This window comes from Paenibacillus sp. FSL R7-0189, assembly GCF_037969925.1.
GTDB classification, from domain to species: domain Bacteria; phylum Bacillota; class Bacilli; order Paenibacillales; family Paenibacillaceae; genus Paenibacillus_AQ; species Paenibacillus_AQ odorifer.
Genome location: NZ_CP150223.1, coordinates 6,199,572 through 6,224,030 on the forward strand (window position 1 = coordinate 6,199,572; position 24,459 = coordinate 6,224,030).

The 24,459-nt window shown below is 41.4% G+C and carries 17 protein-coding genes and 1 pseudogene; 2 read left to right on the forward strand and 16 right to left on the reverse strand.

Going from position 1 to position 24,459, the window contains the following annotated elements:
• Positions 1–102 precede the first annotated feature (102 nt).
• Positions 103–1,401 (forward strand): beta-N-acetylhexosaminidase, encoded by a 1,299-nt coding sequence (gene nagZ, locus MKY63_RS27145; protein WP_339810560.1) that lies wholly within the window; start codon positions 103–105, stop codon positions 1,399–1,401.
• 19 nt (positions 1,402–1,420) lie between these two features.
• Here the strand turns inward: nagZ and MKY63_RS27150 are convergent, their stop codons facing one another.
• From MKY63_RS27150 to MKY63_RS27205, 12 genes and pseudogenes are all read right to left on the reverse strand, one after another.
• Positions 1,421–2,509 carry an efflux RND transporter periplasmic adaptor subunit gene (locus MKY63_RS27150; RefSeq protein WP_076129326.1) on the reverse strand — a complete coding sequence of 363 codons (1,089 nt, stop codon included), beginning with the start codon at positions 2,507–2,509 and terminating at the stop codon, positions 1,421–1,423.
• A gap of 30 nt (positions 2,510–2,539) precedes the next feature.
• Positions 2,540–3,928 carry an ABC transporter permease gene (locus MKY63_RS27155; protein ID WP_170914247.1) on the reverse strand — a complete coding sequence of 463 codons (1,389 nt, stop codon included), beginning with the start codon at positions 3,926–3,928 and terminating at the stop codon, positions 2,540–2,542.
• Positions 3,918–4,637 carry an ABC transporter ATP-binding protein gene (locus tag MKY63_RS27160; RefSeq protein WP_036678220.1) on the reverse strand — a complete coding sequence of 240 codons (720 nt, stop codon included), beginning with the start codon at positions 4,635–4,637 and terminating at the stop codon, positions 3,918–3,920. Before MKY63_RS27160 ends, MKY63_RS27155 begins: the two co-directional genes overlap by 11 nt.
• Positions 4,638–4,676: 39 nt before the next feature.
• Entirely contained in the window at positions 4,677–7,274 is a 2,598-nt protein-coding gene (locus tag MKY63_RS27165; RefSeq protein ID WP_339810563.1) for a hypothetical protein, read from the reverse strand.
• A 132-nt stretch (positions 7,275–7,406) separates the two neighbouring features.
• On the reverse strand, positions 7,407–8,738 hold the full coding sequence (locus MKY63_RS27170) for an FUSC family protein (protein WP_036678223.1): 1,332 nt from the start codon (positions 8,736–8,738) through the stop codon (positions 7,407–7,409).
• Complete coding sequence (locus MKY63_RS27175) at positions 8,735–9,823, reverse strand: DUF58 domain-containing protein (protein ID WP_339810565.1); 1,089 nt, start codon at positions 9,821–9,823, stop codon at positions 8,735–8,737. The genes MKY63_RS27170 and MKY63_RS27175 overlap by 4 nt, the downstream gene beginning before the upstream one ends.
• A 3-nt stretch (positions 9,824–9,826) precedes the next feature.
• Entirely contained in the window at positions 9,827–10,804 is a 978-nt protein-coding gene (locus MKY63_RS27180) for a MoxR family ATPase (RefSeq protein WP_339810567.1), read from the reverse strand.
• 133 nt (positions 10,805–10,937) lie between these two features.
• Positions 10,938–12,026: a GerAB/ArcD/ProY family transporter gene (locus MKY63_RS27185; RefSeq protein ID WP_038570738.1), complete on the reverse strand. Its 1,089-nt coding sequence runs from the start codon at positions 12,024–12,026 to the stop codon at positions 10,938–10,940.
• Between the two features lie 21 nt (positions 12,027–12,047).
• Positions 12,048–13,199: a Ger(x)C family spore germination protein gene (locus MKY63_RS27190; protein WP_036678233.1), complete on the reverse strand. Its 1,152-nt coding sequence runs from the start codon at positions 13,197–13,199 to the stop codon at positions 12,048–12,050.
• The gene (locus MKY63_RS27195; RefSeq protein WP_036678236.1) at positions 13,196–14,647 is read right to left on the reverse strand and encodes a spore germination protein; all 1,452 of its coding nucleotides are present in this window, start codon (positions 14,645–14,647) and stop codon (positions 13,196–13,198) included. Before MKY63_RS27195 ends, MKY63_RS27190 begins: the two co-directional genes overlap by 4 nt.
• 133 nt (positions 14,648–14,780) lie before the next feature.
• Positions 14,781–15,950: pseudogene (locus tag MKY63_RS27200) on the reverse strand (right-handed parallel beta-helix repeat-containing protein); the annotation flags it as partial.
• A gap of 968 nt (positions 15,951–16,918) precedes the next feature.
• Positions 16,919–17,779, reverse strand: coding sequence for a DUF421 domain-containing protein (locus MKY63_RS27205; protein ID WP_036678238.1), 861 nt, complete (start codon positions 17,777–17,779; stop codon positions 16,919–16,921).
• A gap of 208 nt (positions 17,780–17,987) precedes the next feature.
• Here MKY63_RS27205 and MKY63_RS27210 point away from each other — a divergent pair, with 208 nt between their 5' ends.
• Entirely contained in the window at positions 17,988–18,194 is a 207-nt protein-coding gene (locus MKY63_RS27210; RefSeq protein ID WP_036678243.1) for a DUF1657 domain-containing protein, read from the forward strand.
• A 37-nt stretch (positions 18,195–18,231) separates the two neighbouring features.
• On the opposite strand, the gene MKY63_RS27215 is transcribed toward MKY63_RS27210, so the two are convergent.
• The 4 genes from MKY63_RS27215 to MKY63_RS27230 form a co-directional block, all read right to left on the reverse strand.
• On the reverse strand, positions 18,232–20,025 hold the full coding sequence (locus tag MKY63_RS27215; RefSeq protein WP_339810570.1) for a sensor histidine kinase: 1,794 nt from the start codon (positions 20,023–20,025) through the stop codon (positions 18,232–18,234).
• A gap of 16 nt (positions 20,026–20,041) precedes the next feature.
• Positions 20,042–21,622: a response regulator gene (locus MKY63_RS27220; RefSeq protein ID WP_076146120.1), complete on the reverse strand. Its 1,581-nt coding sequence runs from the start codon at positions 21,620–21,622 to the stop codon at positions 20,042–20,044.
• Between the two features lie 172 nt (positions 21,623–21,794).
• The gene (locus MKY63_RS27225; protein WP_172628815.1) at positions 21,795–23,480 is read right to left on the reverse strand and encodes an extracellular solute-binding protein; all 1,686 of its coding nucleotides are present in this window, start codon (positions 23,478–23,480) and stop codon (positions 21,795–21,797) included.
• A 72-nt stretch (positions 23,481–23,552) separates the two neighbouring features.
• Positions 23,553–24,449: a carbohydrate ABC transporter permease gene (locus MKY63_RS27230; protein WP_036678249.1), complete on the reverse strand. Its 897-nt coding sequence runs from the start codon at positions 24,447–24,449 to the stop codon at positions 23,553–23,555.
• Positions 24,450–24,459: the final 10 nt, after the last annotated feature.

Here is a 24,459-nt window from a genome sequence, read left to right on the forward strand (position 1 = left end):
TTAATATGTAAATATTTAAGTTTATCTTATCACCGTGCTTCTAAGTCAGCAAGGATTCCTCTCCCAATATCTAATTTAGCTAACGAAAGGACGACTATTCAGATGATTAGATTCACCCGTCACAGCCTAAAGCCTAAGATTTCCGGTACACTCTTCATTATTGCAGCTATGGTGTCACTGTTCCTCATTGCTGGCTGTTCTAATAGCAGCAGTAATTCACAGTCCGAAGCTACCGATTCACCGACCTCCCAATCCACACCTGCACCAACCACCAGCTTGGCTCCCACCCCCTCAGCAGTCAGCGATCCAATTGCTCTTCAGGTTGCTGAGATGACTTTGGAAGAAAAAATCGGACAAATGCTCCTAGTTGGAATTGATGGAACTGTCCTTGATGAGCAAGCTAAAAAGATGATTACCGAAGACAAAATAGGTGGAATCATCCTCTATAAGGACAATATTAAAAGCCTGAAAGGGATGATCAGTCTTATCAATTCTATGAAAAAGAGTAACACTGGCAACCCTGCCCCACTATTCATGAGTGTTGATCAGGAGGGTGGAAAAGTCAGCCGGATGCCTAAAGAATATGCTACATTCCCTTCTAACGGAACAGTGGGTGCAAGTAATGACGCTGCTGCTGCCGAGAAAATGGGAAAGCTGCTCGCAAGAGAAGTACGTTCAGCCGGATTTAATATGAACTTTGCTCCCGTTCTCGATATCAATAGCAATCCAGACAATCCAGTCATCGGAGACCGGTCGTTCGGCAATGCTGCTGACCAAGTCATTCAACTAGGAATTGCCGAAATGAAGGGAATTGAGAGCGAAGGCGTCGTTCCTGTTGTCAAGCATTTCCCAGGACACGGAGATACTTCTGTCGACTCCCATCTGGATCTGCCGATTGTGAACAAAACAGCCGGTCAGCTAGCTGACTTAGAATGGCTCCCCTTCCAAGCAGCCATTAAAGAGGGGACGGACGCCGTAATGGTCGCTCATATTTTGTTTCCAAAATTAGATCCAGACAAACCTGCATCCTTATCGCGTACCATTATTGGTGAACAGCTTCGAGATGAAATGGGCTACCAAGGAATCGTAATTACAGACGATCTAACCATGGGAGCCATTATGAAGAACTACGATCTGACTACAGCAGCAGTAGATACTGTGAATGCAGGTAGTGATATTCTCCTTGTTGCTCACGGCTATGATAATGAAAAACGGGTCATAGACTCCCTCCTGCAAAACGTAAAAAACGGTAAGATTCAAGAAACACGGATTGATGAAAGCGTCTATCGGATCTTAGCCTTAAAAGCCAAATATAACCTTTCCGATGAGCAAATCCCGGTTCCTGATCTTACCGATCTTAATAAAGATATTAACGTTTGGCGTCAAACAATTGAGAAGTAAAACAAAGGGTTAGTCATTTTTACTGAAGAACAACAACATCTCCAACCTTCAACCCAGAGAGAACCTCTGTTTTGTCCGTTGTTTCCAGTCCCACTTCGATATCTTTTCGTTCATATTGCCCGTCCCCTTTATCCAGCATAACGTAGGAGAGGTCTCCTTCATGCATTACAGCTATGCTGGATACAACGGTGGCATTTTCTTTGCGAACTGTTTCAATTTCTCCGTTTAAGCTTAAGCCACCGATCAAATGCTCGTCAGGCTGCAGCGTGATAACCACTTCGAATTGAGGAACCGAACTGGCAGTAGCATTCTGCCCTGAAGCTGTCTTTGCAAATTTCGCTACCTTCGTAACTTCTCCAGATAACTTCAAATCTTTTATAGCTGTCATTTTTACGTCGACCTTCATGCCTGTCTTTATACGGAAGACGTCTTGTTCACCTACAAGAGCAATGAATTCTAGCTTGTTCATATCTACTATTTTTCCGATATATTGATTATCTGTCACTGTTTGCGGAATTTCGCTTGCACTGTCAAATAAGAAAATGCCGGTTGCCGGAGCATAATAAAGTGCTGTTTTGAGTTTGGCTTTTTTCTCTGTTAATTCGCGTGCTTGTATTTCGGCATTGACCTGATTAAGCTCGTCCCCTAGCCGTGTTGCTTCTTGGGCTGTGAGTGCTTTAATGCGTTCTGCTTCAGTCGCACCAAGGGCTGCATTCTCCTCGTCTTGCTGGCTCACAAATGCATTCAGCTCTGCTTCCAGCTTTGCTTTACGGATGGTCGCCTCTTGTGTAGCAATCTCATTCTTCAAGGCTTCCTGATCGAGAGTAAACAGTAAATCACCTTTTTTGACCTGTCCACCGTTCTCAACCTTCCACTTTGTCACCTTTGAAGCATATGGAGCATAAACAAGCGTTTCTTTCTCATAATTAGAATTACCTTTAACTTGTATGGAATTGGTAATGGTCTCCTGTGTGACCTCAAAAGTTATGGCTTGTGGGGGTTCAACAGGCTCTAACTGCGCTTCAGGCTTATACATCTTACTATATAGAAAATAACCTGCTGCAATTATAATCAGTACCAATACAATCCACTTGATTCTCCTCTTCATCACTTTGGCTTCCTTTCAACTTAAAAATAGCTAATCCCGTTTAATCGCCGTGAGTGCATTCGTTCTGGATGCACTGATCGCCGGATAAATACCTGATAATACCCCTGTCATTACCGCAAATGCGATCCCTACCGGGAGAGTCATCAGAGGAATATAAATCACCAAAGGCTCGCCTCCACCCATTCCTGAAGAGGTACCGATGAGCTTATTAATTCCTAATACAATCAAGTATGAAAAGACTATACCAAGCAATCCGCCCAACATCCCGAGCAATGCCGCTTCTGTAATGAACATATTGCGGATCTGGCCCATATTGGCGCCCAGCACTTTCATGATACCGATCTGCCGCCGTCGTTGATGAGTGGACATAGTCATCGCAACGATAATGGAGATCGAAGCAATAATTAGAATAAATACACCTACACCGAGAGCCGCTTTCTTGACCATGCTGAAGGTATCAGCGAGTGCCTCTTTTTGATACAAATTCGTGCTTGTCGTTAGTGTAAGTTTCTGAATAAGCTTCTCTAGTTCCACGATATTCTCAGTGCTGTCTACCTTTACAATCGCTGAGTTATAGACACCCTTTTGCCCAGCGGTTCCACTCGATAGCTTCATTTGTTCTACAAGCCGCTCGCCAGTCTCTAGTGACACATAGATCTTCTTGTCGTACATAGCCATATTCTCGTTCGTTCCACTCGGGTTGTCGAGGATCCCCACCACTTGAATCGGTGAGCTAACTAACATCCCTCCGGTTTGAGAGGCGGGATCAAAAGATTGTAATTGAACCTGTTGCTTGTACATATCTGTTGGAAGCATACTTAAGCTGTTGTACTGTTCCATCAACTTATTGTTATATGGATCTGTACTCAGTTGTTCAAAAAGCCGCTGCCGAGTTTCGTTATCAATCAGTCCAACGGTTGCACCATAGTTCAGTACAGCCATTCCCACTAAATCAGAAGCCCCGCCTTGTTTGAATTTCTTATCATATTTCGTTAACAGGCGTAGATCGGTTCCAATAAGCTGTACATCTGTTATTTTATTATCGATAGTCAACATCTGTATGTACCCTAGCTCTTGAAAGGGAGCTGCTGCAGTTACATGCCGCAAGCCTTTAATAATCTCCAGCTTTTGCGCCGTCAGCCTGCCGGGATCAAGCTTTTCATTGGCCGCAGACGATCCGCTGCCACCGCTGCCTCCTCCTTGGGAGGGTATACCTCCGTTGGGCGACACCGTAATTTCATCCATTTTGAAATTGCGGTTGATTTCCCGCTCCGTGTAGCTCTGTGCGGAGTCTCCTATACTTAATGCAACTATGATTGCAGCACATCCAATGGATATGCCAGCCATACAAAGACCTGTGACAACTTTCCGCCGTTTGACCTGTTCCCAAGCCAAGCGGGAAATATCACTAATCCTCAATGAGTATACCCCCTTCGAGTTCAGTATCCGAAGAAGTTTGGTTTTCAGTAATCATATATCCGTCCCGAAGCGTGAATATCCGCTGCATTTGCTCCGCGACTTTTAGCTCGTGAGTTACAACTATGAAGGTGGTCTTCATCTTCTTGTTCAGGTTAAGCAGGATATTGATAATTTCTTCTTCTGTCTTCGAATCTAGGTTTCCGGTTGGTTCATCTGCAAAAATAACAGACGGTTCCGTAATTAAGGAGCGCGCAATACTGACACGCTGCTGCTGTCCGCCAGACAGCTGGGAAGGGAACAAGTCGGCTTTATCAGGAATGCCGACCCCTTCCAACAATTCTAAAGCTTTTTGTTTACGTATAGAGGGTGCAACGGATTGAAAAACCAGCGGCAGCTCTACATTTTCACGGACTGTCATGCTAGTAATCAGCTCATACGCTTGAAAGATAAACCCGATATTTTTTCTGCGAAATTCCGATAACTTATTCTCACTCATCTTCACGATATCTTGATCGGCAATATAAATATGGCCTTCAGTAGGCTTCATTAGTCCTGCCATCAGATTCAGCATCGTTGACTTACCGGAACCCGAGCTCCCCAGCAGTGCTACCATCTCCCCCTCTTTCACAGAAAAGTCAATTTGATGAAGCACTGCTGTAGTTTCATTACCGTTTTTATAAGAATGCGTTACATTTTCCACTCGCAACATTGGAGCTGCTCCTCTTCGTACAATAATAGATATGAAATGCTATTTCTCAGTTACAACTGCTCTATCAATCTTGATGTTATAAGCTTGACTAGCCAGCTCGATCCGTTCGCCTTGGAATTCATCGTACAGCGTGATCCGGTAGGTACCTCCTGACAAATTCTTATACATATTATTGCTAAAGCTTGCTGTATACGAGTTGTTGGTCCCTTCAAGAATATCAGTACCGATGTTCAAGCTTCGTTCCTGAGAAAGACCATATGGGTCCGTCATTTTCAGGACCAGTTTATGCGTGAAGGTACCCATATCATAGCTGCTATCACGAAGAAGATTGTAATTCATAACTATATTTATAGAGTCACTGCCTTTTAATGAGCGCCCTTCTGAACTTAGAACGGACATGGTATACGGATAAATTGCCACCTTCGTCAAGTTTTTCTCTGGTGGAGTGGTAACCGGATTTAATGACAGTGAAGCCATATTAATAAATCCAGTGGATTCCTGACCCGGTTCCGTCAGCTTATTCCCAGTAATCCCTGGCCCTAGGAACAGGCTAACATCAGAAGTATTAACGGCCTTCGGAACCTTCGCCCAGAAGGTGATTAATTGCTTACCGCCCGGAGTAGCAGAAGTATCTGGTTGATTGGCTGTAGCTTCGAATAGCTGACCGTCTCCCGTTTTGTAATAAGCTTGGAGGCGAGCCATTTTGCTTTGTCTTTTCTCTTCACTGCTCAAAAGGAGCTCTGTGTATACGAGATTGGAGTTAAGTCCTTCATAAATAATGGTTTTGTTCTCTTGCACTTTAGCGTTCTTACCTTTACCAGAGATAACATAACTTCCTCCAGTTTCAATAGAAGCTACAGCGTTCATCATGCTGTTAGTAGTAACTGATAGGAACGAGCTCTTCTCTTCTTTTACCATAGAATAAAGATTTAATTTTAGTTTATCGAACTCTTGTGTATAAGGAATTTTGGCAAACACATAGATTTCAGCGTTTTTACCTGGTCCAATCGTTGAAGTTTCCTTATCCATAAACAGTTCCGTTGAAGATGACATGTCCTCATTGTCTACCTGAACAGCTCCCTTTAATTCCGGCAGAGACAAGGCAACCGATTGGGTATTCGTAATATTTAATCTGGCAACTACGATATCGTCGTCTTTCCATGGAAAACGCTGTAAGGAAACTAAACTGTAAGTAAACGTCCCATATTCATTTGTTGCTCTGTATTCGAGCCCTTTCTGTACCTCTGGACGCAAGGTATAGGAGATTGTAAAGTAAGCAACCGGAACAGTTAGTTTAGCTGTGTTGCCCGTAACGACATTGGTTCCACCAGTGCTTCCAGTTCCTGCTCCGTCTCCGGTAGTTCCCGACTCACTATTATCTGGAGCAGAAACAGCCTCAATCATCTGCAATTGCAGTGAATTCTGTTCTACTTCAAGGGGGACTTGTGCGGTAAGCGGGATGATTTTTTCCTCCAGAGGTTTTATGGTTAATCCGCTCAAGCCCTTAGAATTGATCGGAAAGGTTGTCCCAGTTGAGGATTTGACGGCAAGCTCATAAGAAGGTAACGTAACGGCTGTCTTCCCTGTATTCTTCACTCGCAGCTGAAAAGTCCAGAATCCCTTATTGTTCTCTGCGTATACGGTTGCGTTATTTAATTGTGTTTCAATCGTATTGTTATTGATGGTAATTTTCTTGATTACACCTTTGCCAACTACCAAATTTGGTGTTGTAGCCGCAGGCAGCTTGTACGAAGATTTGGCAATCTCCAGCTTCAGCGCCTCATCCTTTTGGGTGAATTGCAGTTTCATATTATCCGTCTTCATATACGAAGGAATTTCTGTAAGATAATAAATGGTCTTTTTCTCTTGTGGCTGAATTTTATAACTAAGCTGAGAACGGTCAAGGGCTAATTCATACGAGCTTCCCCCTGCCGAGACCAAATATGCTGCGTAACCAGGATCACTTAATACTTTGCTGCCTTTATTGGTCAAGCTTATGCCCACCTTGGCATAAACCTTTCCGCTGTATTTGTAGAGCTCCAAGGATTCGCTTTTAGCAACAACCGGAATGTCATTCATTGTAGTGCTTACAGTTTTACCGTTTACAGCGGTTGGCGAATAGTTGGCGGGTATATTAAAAGTTCCTACTTGCTTGAGATACCCCTTGGTTTTGGAATCCCAAACGTACATTGGAATCTTGATACCTTTTAACGAATTTACCTGGCCGACATTAACATAATATGTAACGCGCAAGCTTTCATTAGAACCCACTTTTTTCTTAGTAGAGTCAGCACTTAGTGGATTCCCTGGAATGACAGAGCCGCCAGAGGTCATAACTCTCGAAAAATAATACAATAGGCTAGCACTTTTGTTGCTGCCATTCGAATAGTTAATTGTATAAGTTAAAATATTGCCTCCAGGTTGTGACCAAATATTCACATCTTCCAGTGTAGCTTTGATATTAGCTCCTAAAGAAACGGAACCCAGATTACTAGGAGCTGCTACAGTTGCAGCAGCTACCGCAGATTTTGGCTGAACAGAACTAACTGATGCAGCCGAAGCGGTATGCCCTGTCAACTGGCTTATGACAAAGGTGCTTAAGAGTAAAACAACATATGTACTGCTATGCTTTCTCATTGACTTCCCTCCACGAGTATTTTACTAGAATTATTATAGTGGTTAGAGCAGATCCAATTGTATCCATGTTGTAACACTTACAGGCCTTTTGTAACCTATTTGTTCCAATTTGCATATATTCTGAAAACGATTCTATAATTTCAGTTGATTTTTCAAGGCTGCAATATCAGAAGCCGCAGGCTGGTCTTCTCCGTATCTAACTTTTTCATATATTTCAATCAATTGTTCTGACGCAGCTATAGAATCTTCATCTCCCTTACGTTTATGCTTGTTACGATCTCCCCATAGCAAAACATCCCTTTTTGTTTCCTGCGGCGTAAGATAACTTTTCATTTCATAACCGTTATCGCGCTTTATATTTAGCCACCGCCGATAAAGCCAACGTACACGTTCCTGCTCGCCATTCATCTGTTCCCAGCGATCCTTTCGATGTTTTGAAGGAAGACGTGAGCTCCAGAAATCCTTCAACCCTCGAACGGTTTGTTCCCAAGTAAAGACGCTTTTCTCTTCGTCAAGATATGCTGTATTATTCTTAGGGGCATGTTCCCTACGTAACATCGATAACAATGCATCTATGGCTCTCCGCCACTTTTCTCCAGCATTTCTGTACAACCAGCGAAGTGCATAATAGGCTACAAACCCCAATAATACCGCTGCCAAAATATAGAATCCGTACTCTAGTATAATAGCTAGCCAGCCCCGCTTTTGCTCGCCAACAGGCGGTAACATCGGAGTTGCTGGCGGCAATTCTGCTGGCGGAGGCTCTGGTTCTTTTGTGCCAGAAAATAACTGATTAATAAAATTGAAAAATGAGCGTAAGAGTCTCCATACCAGTGTTCCTATAGCTTTGCCGACACCTGCTGCTAGTACAGCTGCAATAACTCCAATCACAATGACATATATACGATTATTCCGTTGTATCCCTTTGGGCAGCGTTTCATTCTCTTCAGTAAGTGCGCTGTATCGTATATAGCTGCTATTAGAAATAAGTAAAGTCAGTATTAAATACAGACTGCCACACCAGGTCAATAACGGCACACTTGGCTCCAATTCAGGAACTCTATGAAACGCTATAGTAGCTACAAAATAGATTATTATACCTATCCAAAACATTCTGAATCTATTATTTCTAGAGTCTACCGTCATCCCTAAAAATGTACATATAAATCCAGCCACACCTAAGGGAAGGCTTTCGATGGATAAACTCCCTGAAACCGCACCTAATAATACCCCGAGGATTAAGGCGGCAAGCAATTGCTTCCATCTTACATTGCAAAAATTGCGCAAAAGAATGCCCGCTAAAGCTAGTATAGGCAGTGCAATCAACCATATTTGTTCATCTTGTTGGGGCAACAAATAAATCTGAAATAGAACCCAAACCGGTAGAAATAGCAACAATTCAATAACAGACCACAACCAGAGCTTGACTGTTTCCCTTACATAGCCAGACAACGTAAGCTTCATGCGCTCTCTCTCCCTTGTTCCGGAATATCCAGCCATTCCACACCATTGCCTTGCTGCATTAGGAGATCCGTCGCCTTTTGCAATTCTGCTCCTCTATGGCAGCTTATGATTAGAAAGTCTGTGTCACTAACTCCACTCTCAACCTGCAATTCCAATAGTCGACTCATAGGAAGTGTTCTATCCAGCTTCAGCCTTGCCAGCAGCTCTAACATATCTTCGAGCTGAGCCATCGGCTCTGCTTCAATTGGATCTCTTTCGCCAGCATCGTCCAATCTGCCATTACAGATTAATCCGGTCTCAATTCCATGCTGCATTGCGTATTCAGCTATAGTCGCTGCATATCTTATTCCTTGCTCGATTCGTTCCACATCAGTCACCGTTCTCCACATGGAATCACTGTCCTCTATATTCAGACAGATGACGAGTCGGGAGTCAGCAGTATAATCTTTTTTATGAACCTGCATAACACCAGTACGTGCTGTAGCCTTCCAGTTTACCAATCCCATAGAATCTCCTGAGCTATACTCACGAATGCCAGCAGTCAGAAAAGGGTCTTCAACGATCCATCTTTTCACAGGAAGCTCACCCAGCCAGCTATGAATGGGCAATGGAAGCTCGTCTAGATTCAGCAGAACGGGATAGATCAATAACTCTAACTCGAGTGGATACGTTTTGTTTTTTCGAGTCAAACCAAATGGATCTCCCGTTGTCATAGTCACGGATTCCAAACGATATAAACCACGACGCTCACATGTCACCTGATGCCGTCTTTTAATATGACGATAAGATTTTAAATAGAATAAACTAATATGATTCTGAGAGATTTCTCCTGTACTAATCCCAAGATTATCCTGACTTCCAAATTCCAGACCTCTCGCAATACTAGACTCCAATCGGAGCCACGGCAAAGGAAGAAGTTTCGCATTAACGATCTCCTCGATCATCTCAATACGTTCTCCTTCATAAGCAGTCTTACGTGAAAAATAGCGAGAATAACTAAGCGCTTTCAGGCCATTCCGTTTATAAATGTCAGCAAGAAGTAACACCAACGCCACAGTAATGAAAATGAACCAAGGCAAAGCCATAGGTCATTCCACCTTTCCGCCACTTAAGGACGTCACGGGTTCAGCAGGCACCTCAACTTCACGTAGCACTTGCAATACAATATCCGCGGCTTGTCCCTCTCTTGAGCCTAATCCCCGATGAAGCAGCAGACGATGTGCAAGCACGGAAACAGCTACGGCTTTGATATCATCCGGTGTTACATAAGATCTGCCTTGAATAAGTGCATATCCCTGAGCTGATCTAAGCAACGCGCCACTAGCACGTGGACTCGCCCCCAGTTTTACTGCCGTAGATTTGCGGGTAGCTTCCGTTATCCGTACGATATAACCTAATAAATCATCACTGATACTTACCGATGCGGCTAAACGCTGTGCGGCTTGAATATCTTGTGCCGTTGCTACAGGAAAAGACTCTTCGAGCGGATTATTCTCACGAAAACGCTGTAAAATATGTATCCCTTCATCGAAGGTAGGATAACCCGTAGTAATCCGCATCAAAAATCGATCTAACTGAGCCTCAGGCAGTGGGAAGGTCCCTTGGTTGTCTATCGGATTCTGAGTAGCAATGACAAGAAATGGTGCTTCTAATCCGTGCGTTACGCCATCGATAGTAATTTGCCGTTCCTCCATACACTCTAATAGGCTGGATTGAGTTCTAGGTGTTGCACGATTAATTTCGTCAGCCAGCAGTATATTAGCAAATACCGGACCCGGTCTGAACTGAAACTCTCCCGTCTTCTGATTGTAATAGTTGATCCCGCTTAAATCAGAAGGCAATAAATCCGGTGTAAATTGAATGCGCTTAAATGAACAATCTATTGATTTGGCAAGAACCTTTGCGAGCAAGGTTTTACCCGTTCCTGGTACATCTTCCAGCAGAACATGTCCATTCGCAAGTAATGCGGTCAGCAGCAAGTCTACTCCATCCTCTTTTCCTACAATGACTTTGGCAAGATTGGCCCTAATAGATTTGATAAGTTCAGTAACTTCTTGAAGATTCATGTGAATGCACCATCCAATCTGAGGATAATTATGTAATAAGTGCTTTAATCATAACAGAAAGCGTACCCAATTTATAATTCACACAAAAAAGGCAATGTCCATAATTAGACAGCCCCCGTCATCCTTTCGATTTTCATTTCACAGTCTTATGCCGATATCGAATGAAAGCTACAATCCCATAAAAGATAGGTATGCTTTCTACGATTAGCCAAATGATCACAATTGCAAAGCTTTTATAATGTTCGTAATATCTGCCGACGTTTCGTGAATATAAGTATGCTATTGTCACTGAAGCCAGTGTTAAAAGAGGAACGTAAATTTTTTTACCATTAGTATTGAACAAACTCGATAGACATTTTGAAGCTATGTAGATAAGGAAAGAGCTGTGAATAAACATAGATGACGACCATATTCCAATCAAAAGCGGGTCAGTATTCCCTAATAAATTCTCTTCTTTCGAACTACGCACCATCTCAAGAAAAGGATATTGGAGCTGCTGACCAAGATGTGGACCAAAACTCAGCATCGTCAATATCCATCCAATTAAGACAGTGATTGATACATAGAGCTGTGCAAATACCAATCTTTTTAACATCTTTGCTTCAATTTTTAAATCAGGTGCAACGAACAAGAGAACAATCCATTCTCCAAACCATGACATGACCACAATAGAGTCTTTCATGGCGATTCCAGGATCATGATAATGAATAAAAGCTGGTAACATATTAAAATCCGCGTTCGAAAGGAACAAATTAAATAAAATGATCGTGGTTATTAGAAAAATAATAAATAATCCGTCGGCCATATATGTAATCGTTACAAAACCTAGACTTGCTGTGTACATAATCACCAAACCAATTACAAGCTGAATAAACAGCGGCGGAGTTCCTCTTAAATAATTTGAACCAAAGAATAGTACAAAGTTCTCTATATCGTAAGAAACATAATAAACACACCAGCATAGTAGGACCAGTAGCATAAATTTATGTGGCCATTTGCCAATGATCTCTTTTCCAAAGTGAACCCAAGCTTGATTAGGTCGCAGCTTACCAACATAGATTGTAAACCATAATAAAATCAAGCCTAATAAAGAGCCAACTATTAATGCAATCCAGCCTTGATAGGAGGAACTAGCAATAATAGTTGGAATCAAAAAAATGGTGGTTTGTGAGCTGAAAAAAATAGTGATAAACCGGAACAGCTGCCACTTTGTTGTACGCATAACTTTTCATTCCTCAGTTCTTTATTTTGCTGTTCCAAAATCTACAATTCGAAAGTCCGTTGCCACCTTAATATCTGCCTCGTGAGTGTAGTAATTATCCCAACGTTCTCTTACTTCCTTCCAAAGTTTCGGATCATTCCATTCCAGTAACATGCCGAGTTGTAGAACATCCGCACCTGCTTCTTGGGATAAACGTATAGCTTCGGTCAGATTAGCAGTAATTTTATCGCTTAGTTTCTCTGTAATGATATTACTGATCTCTTCTAGATTTCTTTTCTTAGGGTCCCTTAAATAAATCACACTAGCTTTTCCTTTTAATTTCACTGTGAACACTGGGCCTTTATCCGTTAGTTTTACTTTCTTTGAAGCTTTGGTGCTAACAAATACAACACTTGCCGCACTTTCTCCTCCATCCCAGGTAACAGAATAAACCGACAGCTTAAGCTTGCCTGCGGCCCATGCCAATGCCCTACCTTCTTTAAGCTTTAGTATTCCCTTCATTTTCTCATTCTGAAACAACATGGCCCCTTGAATGCCTGCCCAATATTGTGGTTTACCTTCTTTTGTAGTTTCCTCTTTTTTACCAAATGAAAGATTATTTATAGCAAACCCAACTCCAGATGCCTCGGCGAACAAGCAGTCCTTGATTGTAGTTGAAAACATATATTTTTCTGTTCCAAAGCTCATTAGTACATCAGAAGGCAATTGTTCGTAGATAGGTGTTAATGTATTCATCTCTTTGGCACTGCCGGGACTCGCCATGACATAGGTTCCAAGGGGAAGGGCTGGCTCTCGTCTAATCCATAACAGAAGTTCACCGATTCCTTGTTCTGCATAAGCTTTCCCTAAGACGATTATTTTTAATTGGGAAAGACTAAGCTGACGTGTTAGGTCTTTTTGGACTAGTAACATGGCATCTGCTATCGTATCTGCGGTCTTGGAAACTGTAGAATAACTATTTCCATCGCCGCCACCACTAGCGGGTTGGCTTGATGAGTTAAGACGATTGGGCAAAGGAGAGTTAATCGTAATTTCAACGGTGCCTGCTTCTTTGCCTACATCTATAAACAAGCCGTATACAAAGGTTAATTCGTCCAGTTCCACCTTGGACGACCAGCAGCCTGTTACATTTAGGAGTAGAAGTATAACAACTCCAATTTTTAGAGTTCTCATTTTTGTTTCTGTCTCCTTAGATTCCTGTTGCTATAAATGTTGCTTCGTTTCTTCATATAGTTAGAGGGAAAACGAGATAATGTGTCCTTCCAGTCTTGTAACACCAAAGGAGCAACGGGTTGTAAATACGGTGAACCTAACGGTCTAAGATTAGCCAGATGCCCGTAAATCAAAAAGGCTGTAATATATACCCCGAGTAATCCCATCGTCCCCCCCATAATCAATAAAGGGAAACGAAGTAAACGAAAAGTCAAACCCAGCTCATAATGGGGAATGATGTAGGTGGCAATTCCGGTGATAGAAACCACAATGACCATTGGAGCAGATACAATTCCTGCTTGTACCGCAGCTTGACCGATGACTATACCCCCAATAATAGAAACGGTCTGGCCCACAGGCTTTGGTATTCGGGTTCCAGCTTCTCTAAGGGCCTCGAAGGTAAGCTCCATGATTAAAGCCTCAGTCAATGCTGAGAAAGGAATATTCTCTCTGGCAGATGCTATCGTAATTAACAGGTTTGAGGGAATGATCTGAGGATGAAAGGTTGTAATCGCAACATAAAGCGATGGAAGAATCATGGATATGATGGAGAACACAAATCGAACGATTCGAATCCAGCTTGCTGCATAGAAGCTTTGATAATAATCCTCAGAGGATTGTAGCATTGTAAAAAAAGATGTAGGTGCAATCATTGCAGTGGGTGTGCCATCCTGTAATATTCCAATCCGGCCTTCCATTAAAGAAGCTGCCACCGAGTCGGGGCGTTCTGTATATTGAAATACCGGAAATGGTGTCAAGTTCCCCTTCCGCAATTGTTCCGATATATAACTAATGCCCAATATTCCGTCAATTTCTATTTCATTTATTTGCTTTTCAATTTCAGCAAGAACTTCTTTTTTATAAAGACCTTCAATGTATACAACATACACATCGGTTTTTGTATATTTACCAATCGTATAATGAATAGTCTTTAGATCCGGATGTTTAATTTTGTGTCGGAGCAGGGACAGATTCGTTTCAATATCTTCAATAAATGCCTCTTGAGGTCCAATCACCACAAGTTCATTTTGTGATTCCGTGACCGATCTTTTCTGATATTGCGTGATCTCAAAATAATAAACATAAGGAAGCTCTTCAAAACAAAGCACTACTTTTCCAGCGACGATCAGATCTACAGCCTTGTTTAAGTCAAACTCCTTAAGATACGGGATTGGAAAAACAGCTCCTCGATCCAGTCGTTCTAAAAAATCAGACCATTTGTGCTCTGAATTTGCTTCATTTCTTAGCGGCAATGCAATATCCTTATGAAGACTCAGGGAATTCACAATGAATGGGATATAGATCAAGTGGCAGGAATGCCCGTGAAGGCGAATGGATTGAAAAACTGCATCACTAGATCCCTCTAGTTGTTCTTTAATTGTTTCAATAATTCCAGACATCTGCGGCATACCTCCAAGATTGTGACTTGTTAATCTGGCTTAGTTTGCCAATGAAATGGAAGGTTTATTCTTATATCAGAGCAAAAAGGCATGAGTCCGGTATAGTACCGAACTCATGCCCATCAAACCCCTAGATTTCAAATCAAGGAAATGTAGCACCAATATTAGTTCCGCTAGGTGTTCCAGATCCGATTAGGTCGCTACCCCCAGTTAATTTGAGGAAACTGCCCAGACTAAAAGATCCATCAGCATTTCGCACCACTGAAGGCGTAAGACTTACAAAATCAGCGGCACTGGCTACCAAACCCTTGGCATTGGTACTTGCATTACTCTTCCACCACACATTAGTACTTAGAATATCGGTGCCACTTGTTTTATCGCTCGATCCTCCTGCAAAAGACAAGTTGTTCGTAAATTGGTGAGTACCGGTATCAAAAGCAAAGTTACTCTGTCCGTTACTCCAAGAAGTATTATTTGTTAACTGGATGGAACCTGGATTACTGTTGTAAGTGAATCCGTGTTTTTTATTTTGAAATGCGATGCTATTCAGTACAATGTGGTTTACTGCAATCTTTTCACCACCTAGTTTGAATCCATTCCCATCGCTGTTTGCCGTTGAATTTCCATCTGAGGTCTGTCCGTTCTTATAGGAGATACTATTCTTGATCGTCACCACTCCGATGGGGCCTGTTTCTGATTTACTGTAAAGATCCCAGCCGTCATCTGTATTCCATGCAGCTATACATTTATCAAATACGTTACCAGGACCTATAGTCAGCTTAGCAGCAAAACCATCAGCGTCTTCTCCATTATCTGGATCATAATTATCATGAGAGTATACTCCAATGATTTGATTATAGCTCGGCCATTGACTCATGCTGGTCAGAGATGAAGCATAACGGCTGATTTGCAGTCCCGAATCCCGATTATGATGGGTTTCAACATTCTCAATAATGTTATAGTTCCCGCCAATAAAGAGCCCATTGTCTCCTGAGCCTCTTATCTCTAATCCTTTTACCTTCCAGTAGTTTCCGTATATCTGCAAACCACGTTGAGCTGGGTCAAATGGCTGGGCGTAAAAATCCAGTATAGGCTTCTCAGTCCCATATGCAGCGATGTTCTTTCGTAAGTTAGAGCTTCCGCTATTATCTTGTCCAACAATTATTGTTGAAGAATACGTGTAAACCCCTCCACGCATATAGATGGTTTCCCCGGGGGCTACCTTCGTAATCGCTGAGGCCAGTGTGGTTGGACTACCAATTGTTCCTGCGTTGCTGTCCAGACCATTAGGGGCTACATAAATCGAGCCTGCAATTGGTGTTGCAGTTGGAGTGGCGGTTGGAGCTACTGTCGCAGTGGGGGTTGCGCTTGCTGTTGGAGTAGCCGTAGGAGCTACCGTTGGTGCAATTGTTGGTGCTACGGTAGGCGTAGATGTCGGAGTGCCCGTTGTGATATCGGAGACATTGATATTGTCGAACTTCGCTGCTGTCTTATAAGCTACAAGTCCAATACCTCCTGCCGTCAAATTGTTATCGTGTGCATTTAACTGCAAAACATCATTTACATACATTTTAAGCGAATCTCCACTAAGCTCCAGCCTAACTGTATAGGCAGTTCCAGTGGTTATAGGAAAATCAGTTTTACTAGCCAGTGTTGAACTTGAACCATTCACCTTTTTTCGTATTTCAAGCGTCCCACCATTACTGTTAGACAGAGATGCAGCATAATAGTTATTTCCGTCAACATAGCGCCCGCACACATAAGTTCGATTAGTTCCATTGAAATTATCAATCTTCACATCGGCTTGAACACTGTAATCTGTCCACGTGTTGCTACCGGAGAACGAACGTCCTTCGTTTTGACTGGATTGATAATACATATGATTGCCACTCTCTTCAACTACAGACCAAGTTCCTGTTGTACTCGTCCAATTGTCGGCATTTCCATTCTCAAAATCATTGCTAAAAATATTTGCTGCCTGTGCGGTAGGGTTACTCCATACCAAATTACCTAGAACCAGCGAAGTTGTAAGCGTAACCATAATTCCGAATGAAAATTTTCCTTTTAGTTTCACGTGAACATCTTCCTCCTTGTTTTTGTGATTTAAATAAAAAGCGAGGACATTCCTCCAATCCTGTGTCATCTATAACTCCAGCCTAATCTCAACTATAATTAATATTTTGAAGTTGTACAGCTACTTTGTGCCCATATTATTACATTTATTTAAATTAATATAAAAAAACACCCTCGATCTCACTCGAGAGTGCCTTATCTATACCCTTAGTTTTGAATTAACGGTTTCAAAACCTTCAGTGAAGCTTGCAATTGCTCCGAACATTGTTCATACATTTTTTTAGCTTTTTCGTTATCTGTTGATAAACTGAACATCTCTAAATCAGCTTCACACTTTTTCAGCAAAGCATATAATTGTGGCTTATCCTGCGGCTGTGGGACTTTAAAGTTATCGGCATACAAATCGACTGTCAGCTCACCATAAGAATCAACTTGTCCAAGAAACACATTTTCAACAGTCAGACCCATTTTTTCAAGGGCACCATCAAGCCAGCTTCGCGTTAGATTTAGAGTATCTAATGGTTTGTCGAGCACTTTACCATCCATAATGACAACTTGTGACTCTTTCTCTGGAGCAACCTTTATACCCAATTGCTTAGGGGTTAGCGGCTGATTTTCACTCTTAAGTAAAACATTTATGGCTCCATCAGATTCCATAATCGCAAATTCCACTTCCGATATATTGAAAACGTCTTTTTTGCGTAACTCCTCCAGCAGTTCATCTGTGGTTAAACGTTCTTTTTTCATGTGATCTTCGAGAATTTTTCCGTCCTTAATTAGTACGGTAGACTTGAAATCAATAAAGTCTCTTGCTTTTTTACTCTTCATCTGAAGGTATTCGATCCCTAAAGAACAAGCTACCCATACAATCAGTGCAATGAGCCCTAAATGCCATAACTTATCCGTATCCAAAGAAATATAAGCGGCTAAGCTGCCGACAGTTATCCCCGTAATATACTCGAAGAACGAGAGCTGCGATACTTGTCTCTTTCCCAGTAATTTTGTTAAAAAGAAAAGTACAACCACAGCAAAGAGCGTTCGAACTATAACCTCCAACCACTCCGGCATTACAAATACCCTCCTTTTTGAATCAAAGCTTGTTTACTAACACTCATTATTTGTCAATAAAGCCGCATTCACTCCGGAATTCCACTACTTATTTATGGAAAATCCTCTATTACTACAAACATGAATTTCTTTCCTGCATAACGATAGATGCATTTGAGGACAATAGCAATCGTCTTGCTAATAATCCAACACAGAGGAGAGAAACTCAATGACAGTAGCCTCACAAGTAAAAACATGTTTATCTTCTTTAAAAGGTGCTCAAGCCAGTCTTGAACAATTTGCACTAGAAACACAAAACGAGAGTGCAAAAACCTTGTTCACAAACGCAGCTGAGCAAACACAACAAATCGTAACTCAAGTAGAGAACCGGGTAACCGAATTAGAGTCCGAAGAGCCTCAATATAAAGGGTTCTAATTAAAGCTAAAGGGGTCTTAGGCTAGAAAAACTAGCTTTAAGACCCCTTTTCATCATGTACAATATTTGAACGAATGCCACGCTTGCCCTTATTAGCCGGAATAAGTATCTGAACAGAAGTGCCAATTCCGACACGACTAAAAATGGTTACGCCATACTCAGATCCATATTGCAGTTTAATCCGCTGATCCACATTACGGACCCCATAACCTGTATTCGTATGGCCCTTTGGATCAAAAATTTGATCAATACGTTCCTGTCTCATGCCGATTCCATCATCAATGATGCGGAACAGAATATCATTGCCCTCTTTACGCCCAACAATGCGTAAATGAATGTGGTCACCACACCAGGCGTGCTTCAGCACGTTCTCGATAAATGGTTGTAAAATCAGTTTTATGGTCTCATAAGGCCAGATTTCTGTATCAAAATCAAACATAACTTCCAGACGATCACCGTATTTAATTTTCTGAATTTCTAAATAAGCGTTAGCCTGTTCAATTTCAGTGGGGACCGGAATCATGGTACGTCCTTCATTAAGCGTCAGGCGATAAAACTTCGCTAATTCCAGCACCATCTGCTGCAGCTTCTCATTTTGACCAAACTTGGCTAATTGAATAATAGAAGATAACGTATTATATAGGAAATGAGGATTGATTTGTGATTGTAGAATTTCAAGCTCTGCTTCCTTCTTCTGAAGCTGCGTCAAATATACTTCTTTAATCAACATATCGATATTCTCGCCCATATCATTTAACGCGGTTGCAATCTGAGAGAATTCATCCTTACCTCGATAGGAAATACGCTTGTGAAGATCACCTTCCCGATAGGCATTCAGCACGTACACGAACTTATTAATCCGAATTGAAAAATATCGGGATATAAATATGCCGACAAAACTAAAGACAATACAACAGATGAGACACATTGAAATAATAAACAGTCGTACCTTCACTGCATCCTGTTCAAGTATTGTAATTGGAACTAGCGCGTTTAATTGCCAAGCTTGGTTAGAAACCGTAACTGTTTCACTAATCGTCAGGTAATCCTTATTAAGTTCGGTTTCATTGGTATAGTGCTCTGGTAGTTCTCCCGATTGGTACATCGTTCTTCCGAACTCGTTTTTTAAAATTAGAATACTTCCTTTTCCTATCTTCGTATAATTCACACTATTGAACAGATCTGGAATGCCTACATTAATCCGCAAGAAGCCAATCTCCTTAGGCACGAGAGGGTCGTATGTATCTATTAATCTACGGAGCAACGAGATCCGATTATTTTCTACATCGCGCTCGATCTGCCACCATTTCATAGTCTCCGCGTATTTCTCGGTTGGAAAATCATAATACCAGGATTTCCCTTCAATCCGTTTCATATGGTAAAGATGATAGAAGCTACTATTATCCAGATAGCCCTCAAGTGAATTCGAATAGATCTCAGGAATGGATTCATTCTTTAAAAATAGCGACATCCCAATCCTCATACCCGTTGATTGAATAGCTACGTCCAGCTTTGGAAGTACCTTCATAGACATCCTATCATAATTTTCCCAGCCTTCTTCATAACTTCGCAAATTCCGATAGAAATCATAATCACTATATAATTGCGTTGATATCCGAATAACTTCCCCCATTTTATAATCAATATTATCGCGAATCTGCAACAACGTACCTTTAATATTCGAACTTGTATGCTCGCGTAATGAATCATTGTACATAGAGTGAGAGACAAAACCGATCACGGATACAGGGATAATAATGAAAAAAATATAGGTCAGCATTAATTTATACCCTATCGGCACATACTTATGTTTTCTTCTTGGTTGTTTCATGCAACATCATCCCCCATCACTTCTCCCGCTTACGATACTCCATAGGTGTCATACCATAGGCTTCTTTGAACTGTCTGCTGAAGTAAGGAAGATAACGGTAACCTACCTGGCTCGCGATTTCATAGATTTTACACTTCGGATCTTTCAAAAGCTTGCCTGCTTGTTCCATTCGCAGCTGAATGAGTACTTCGCTGAACGTTTTCCCAGTTTCCTCTTTAAATAGATATCCCAAATAGTTGGGTGAGAAAGAGAACTGCTGTGCAATATCCTTTAACGTAAAATTCTCGCTCATCTTATCCTTCATCATTTGCATAATTTCTCTAATCAGTTTATTGTTCACTGACTCTGTTTTGCTTCGTAGGTACTCGGATATTTCAAACGTTTTGAGTACAAGCCAAGAGCGTATATCACTGATCGTATCGAATTGAAGCAAAATATCTAAACTATGTAACTCCATACCTAAGATTTCAAATAAATCCTCGCTAACCTCCTTCAACTGCTGATCCAGCTTCCATATAATATACATGGCTAGATTATGAATCGTAAATTTAGATCTTAGACTACTCACGGATCTGAACAGCTTATCGATCTCATCATAAATAAGGACTAACTCATATTCTTTCATCGCTTTAAAAAGCGTATCCATACGGGTATCCAACGTACGGGCATCAATCATTCCAGGTTCGCTGCTAACCGTTTCATACATAATAAGTTTGCCTTTGCCAAGAAACATCTTTCCGTCAACGGCTTCCATAGCTTGCCGATAGGAGGTGTGGACCTGTTCCATAGCAAATGTAGGCTTCCCTACACCTACGGTCATAGTGACAGGAAATTTTGTACGAATCGAGTCATAAATTTCTTCAATAAACCTCTCCATCTCCTGTTCGTTAATCAACAACGCGATTCGATAAGACGATACCTTATAGCAATGAGGCATCCTGTGCTTCTGAGCAATTGTATTCACTTCATATAGAAAGTCCTTGGACATTAGATGTTTAGTTAGATTATCCTGTTCTTGAAACCAGTTGAAATAGTCCAGCTCCAAGACCGCCACACGTATAGGCCATTCCAGCTTATCCAGACCGTAGGATTTCATAAGCTTCAACATTCCAGCTTGAGTATCCCCCTCCCATTCCCCTTCAAACAAGCGGATCAACAAATCATTTTTGGCCATAGGAATCATATGCTGATAAGCTTCTTCAACGTCACGCCGTTTACTTTCATCATCTAAATCCTGCTTAACTTTCTGAAGTGCAGCAATAAGTTCCTTGTCATCCATTGGTTTAAGGACATAGCTATACGCTTTTAGCGAAAGCGCCTGTTTCACATAACTGAAATCCTGGTAACCGCTTACAAAAATCACACGTATATCGTTTTTTTTCTCTATGGCAATCCGAGCCAGCTCTAGACCCGACATATTCGGCATATTCACATCACTAACAATAATATCAATAACATGCTGTTCTAAAATATCGCATGCGGTAAACGCGTTATTCGCTGCCTCCACGACCTGCATACCCAGTTCATTCCAAGGAATGAATTGTCTCATGCCTTCAAGATCAAGCATCTCATCGTCTACTAATAATACGTTGTACATCAACACAATCCTCCTTTGAAATGTTTTTAAACCAACCTGCTGAATTCTACTAACCAATCTTTTTCAGTATACCATTCATTCTCTTACCTAACAGCTTATAAAGCAATGAGCACTAGAAATGGGACGTAAAAACGAAGGCTCGCTAAATAGCAAACCTTCGTATTACAAATTATTATTTACCTAAAGCTTTCTTATTTTCTGTCCATACTTTTGTTACATAATCGAGGAATTTCTCATAGCCAACCTTGATAGAATCTTCATGTGCTTTATCAAGAATTGCTAATGCTTCTGCATCAGTCTTCGCATACATTGATTTTGCTCTTGCTGTTAACCAGATATCTCTGACACTTTGTCTAATAATACCTTCTTCACTGTCTGGAGCCGGATCCCAATTCAGGAACTCCGTAAAGTCACCTTGTGAAGCCCAAGTAACTTCCATCTGCCAACGGTTACTAAAGTCAATCTTGTCAGCTGGAAGGGTTTGCAACATCATTTTCTTTGTATTATCCAAGAAAACTGTATTACCTACCCATACCAAGTCACCGGCTTTTCCGCTAATTTCGGACAGAGCTTCTGGCTCATTCAGATACTTATCTTTATTAAATTTAGGAGTAAGTCCATCTGCTTCAAATCCATCCCAATAACCATCTGGTCCTGGAGGACCCCAGTTAAGAACCATAGAACCTTCTGGTCCTGTCATCCAGTCAAGCATAGCGAATACAGCCTCTGGATTTTTAGCGTTTTTAGTGATTGTAGCAACGTTCCAACCTAACTGATTGTACGTTCCTGGAGTAATCTTACTTTGATCCAAACCAGCTTTGTAAATCGGTTTAATAAACATATAACCAGCTTCTGGATCCGTCTTCTTCATCTCTTCATCAGCAGTGGCGAGCAATTTCATTGGATCAAAAGTCGCAATAACAGCAAACTTGCCATTCATCGCTTTCTCTCTAATTTGATCTTCTGTTTGTGTATTCGCATCCTGCGTCATTAGCTTCTCACGCATTAATTTAGCAGCAAATACAACAGACTCACGGAATCCTTCATCCTTGTATATCGAACCCATTTTGTCGCCATCAGGTACGGCGTATATTCTAGTATACGACAGATTACTCTCTTTAAAAGAGGAGAATAACTGGTCAATTCCGTTACCATCTCTCGCTAAACCCGTCTCGAACGGAATAACGTCAGGGAACTTTGCCTTAACAGCATTTAAATAAGCATACAAATCATCTGTCGTTTCTAGCTTAGGAGAACCAAGCTCTTTGTAAATCTTTTTATTAATAGCATAACCGGCATTTCCGTTTGGTTGAGTTGTATAATAATTCGGCAGCTGATAGATCTTCCCATCAGGGGAACGAAGCAATTCCAAATGTCCAGCTGTTAAGTATTTCTTAAAGTTTGGATATTTATCAATATATTCATCCAAAGGAACTAGCATATCCGCTTGGCGAAGACGTTCTACGTCAGCACCTTTTTCGGTCCACACAATATCCGGCAGCTCGTTACCAACGATCATCGTTTGCAGCTTTTGAGCGTTATTACCACCAGAGCTAATTCCTGTGACATTGATCTTCAGATTATCTAAAATCCATTTAGAAGCAGCATCTTTGCCCCATTTCGGCATTTGATACCAGCCGTAATTTCCGTAGAATGAGACTTCAAGCGGTTCTTTCCCTAATTCATACAAATCAGCCGCAGGAGCTTCAGTTGCTGTATTGACCGCTGTTCCTCCTTCTTTCTCTGGTTCAGCAGTTGCCGCCGGAGCGCTTGAATTGTTGCCACCACAACCCGCCACCAAAGTCGTCAATAGCAAGGTAGACATCATACCGAGAAGCATCTTTCTCTTAGTCTTCAATGTATTTTCCCCTTTCAATTTGTAATCTATGTTCAAAGCAATACGCTCTAAACCCAATCTCATTCTATCATCCTACTCTTTCAATGATCCGACCAAGACCCCTTTAACGAAGAATCTTTGTAGGAATGGATACACACATACAATCGGAATAGTTGCAACCATGATCGTAGCCATCGTTAATGACTTCGAGGTTATTTTCTTAGCCGAGTTAATATGAGCAATGGAGCTTGCATCTACATTTGACAGCTGTTCTGAAGCAATATTAGAGAACAATATCTGTCTTAAAATGGTCTGAATCGGCATTAACTCCTCTTTCGTAATGTAAATACTCGCTACGAACCACTCATTCCAGTGATTTACTGCTGTGAACAAAGATAATGTTGCAATAACTGGTCCCGACAAAGGAAGTACGATGCGGACAAAAGTCCCCCAATATCCGCAACCGTCAATCTTTGCTGACTCCTCTAAACCTTGTGGAAGACCTTGAAAGAAGGTCCGGAATATGATCATATTCCATACGCTGACCAGTGCAGGAATAATAAACACCCAAAATGAGTTGAAGAGACCTAAACTTCTGATAAGCATGTATGACGGAATGAGTCCCCCTCCGAAATACATAGTAATGATACACATAATCATGTAGTATTTGCGACCCATCAGTTCACGCTTCGACATTCCATAAGCGAATATCGAAGTGGCCAGTATCGCTGTTACTGTACCGATTACTGTCCGCAATGTAGCAATGACGAATCCACCCATTAGACGGGAATCTTCAAAAACAATCTTATAATTCTCAAGCGTGAACTCACGGACCCAGAAAGTAACTCCACCTTTCGAAGTATCCATCCCCTCATTAAAGGAAATAACAAGTGAGTTCCAAAAAGGATAAAAAGCGGAAAACGCCAGTAAGGTCAAAAATACATATATGAATCCTATAAATATTCGATCTCCTATATTAATACGTTTCATAGTTTGGTCC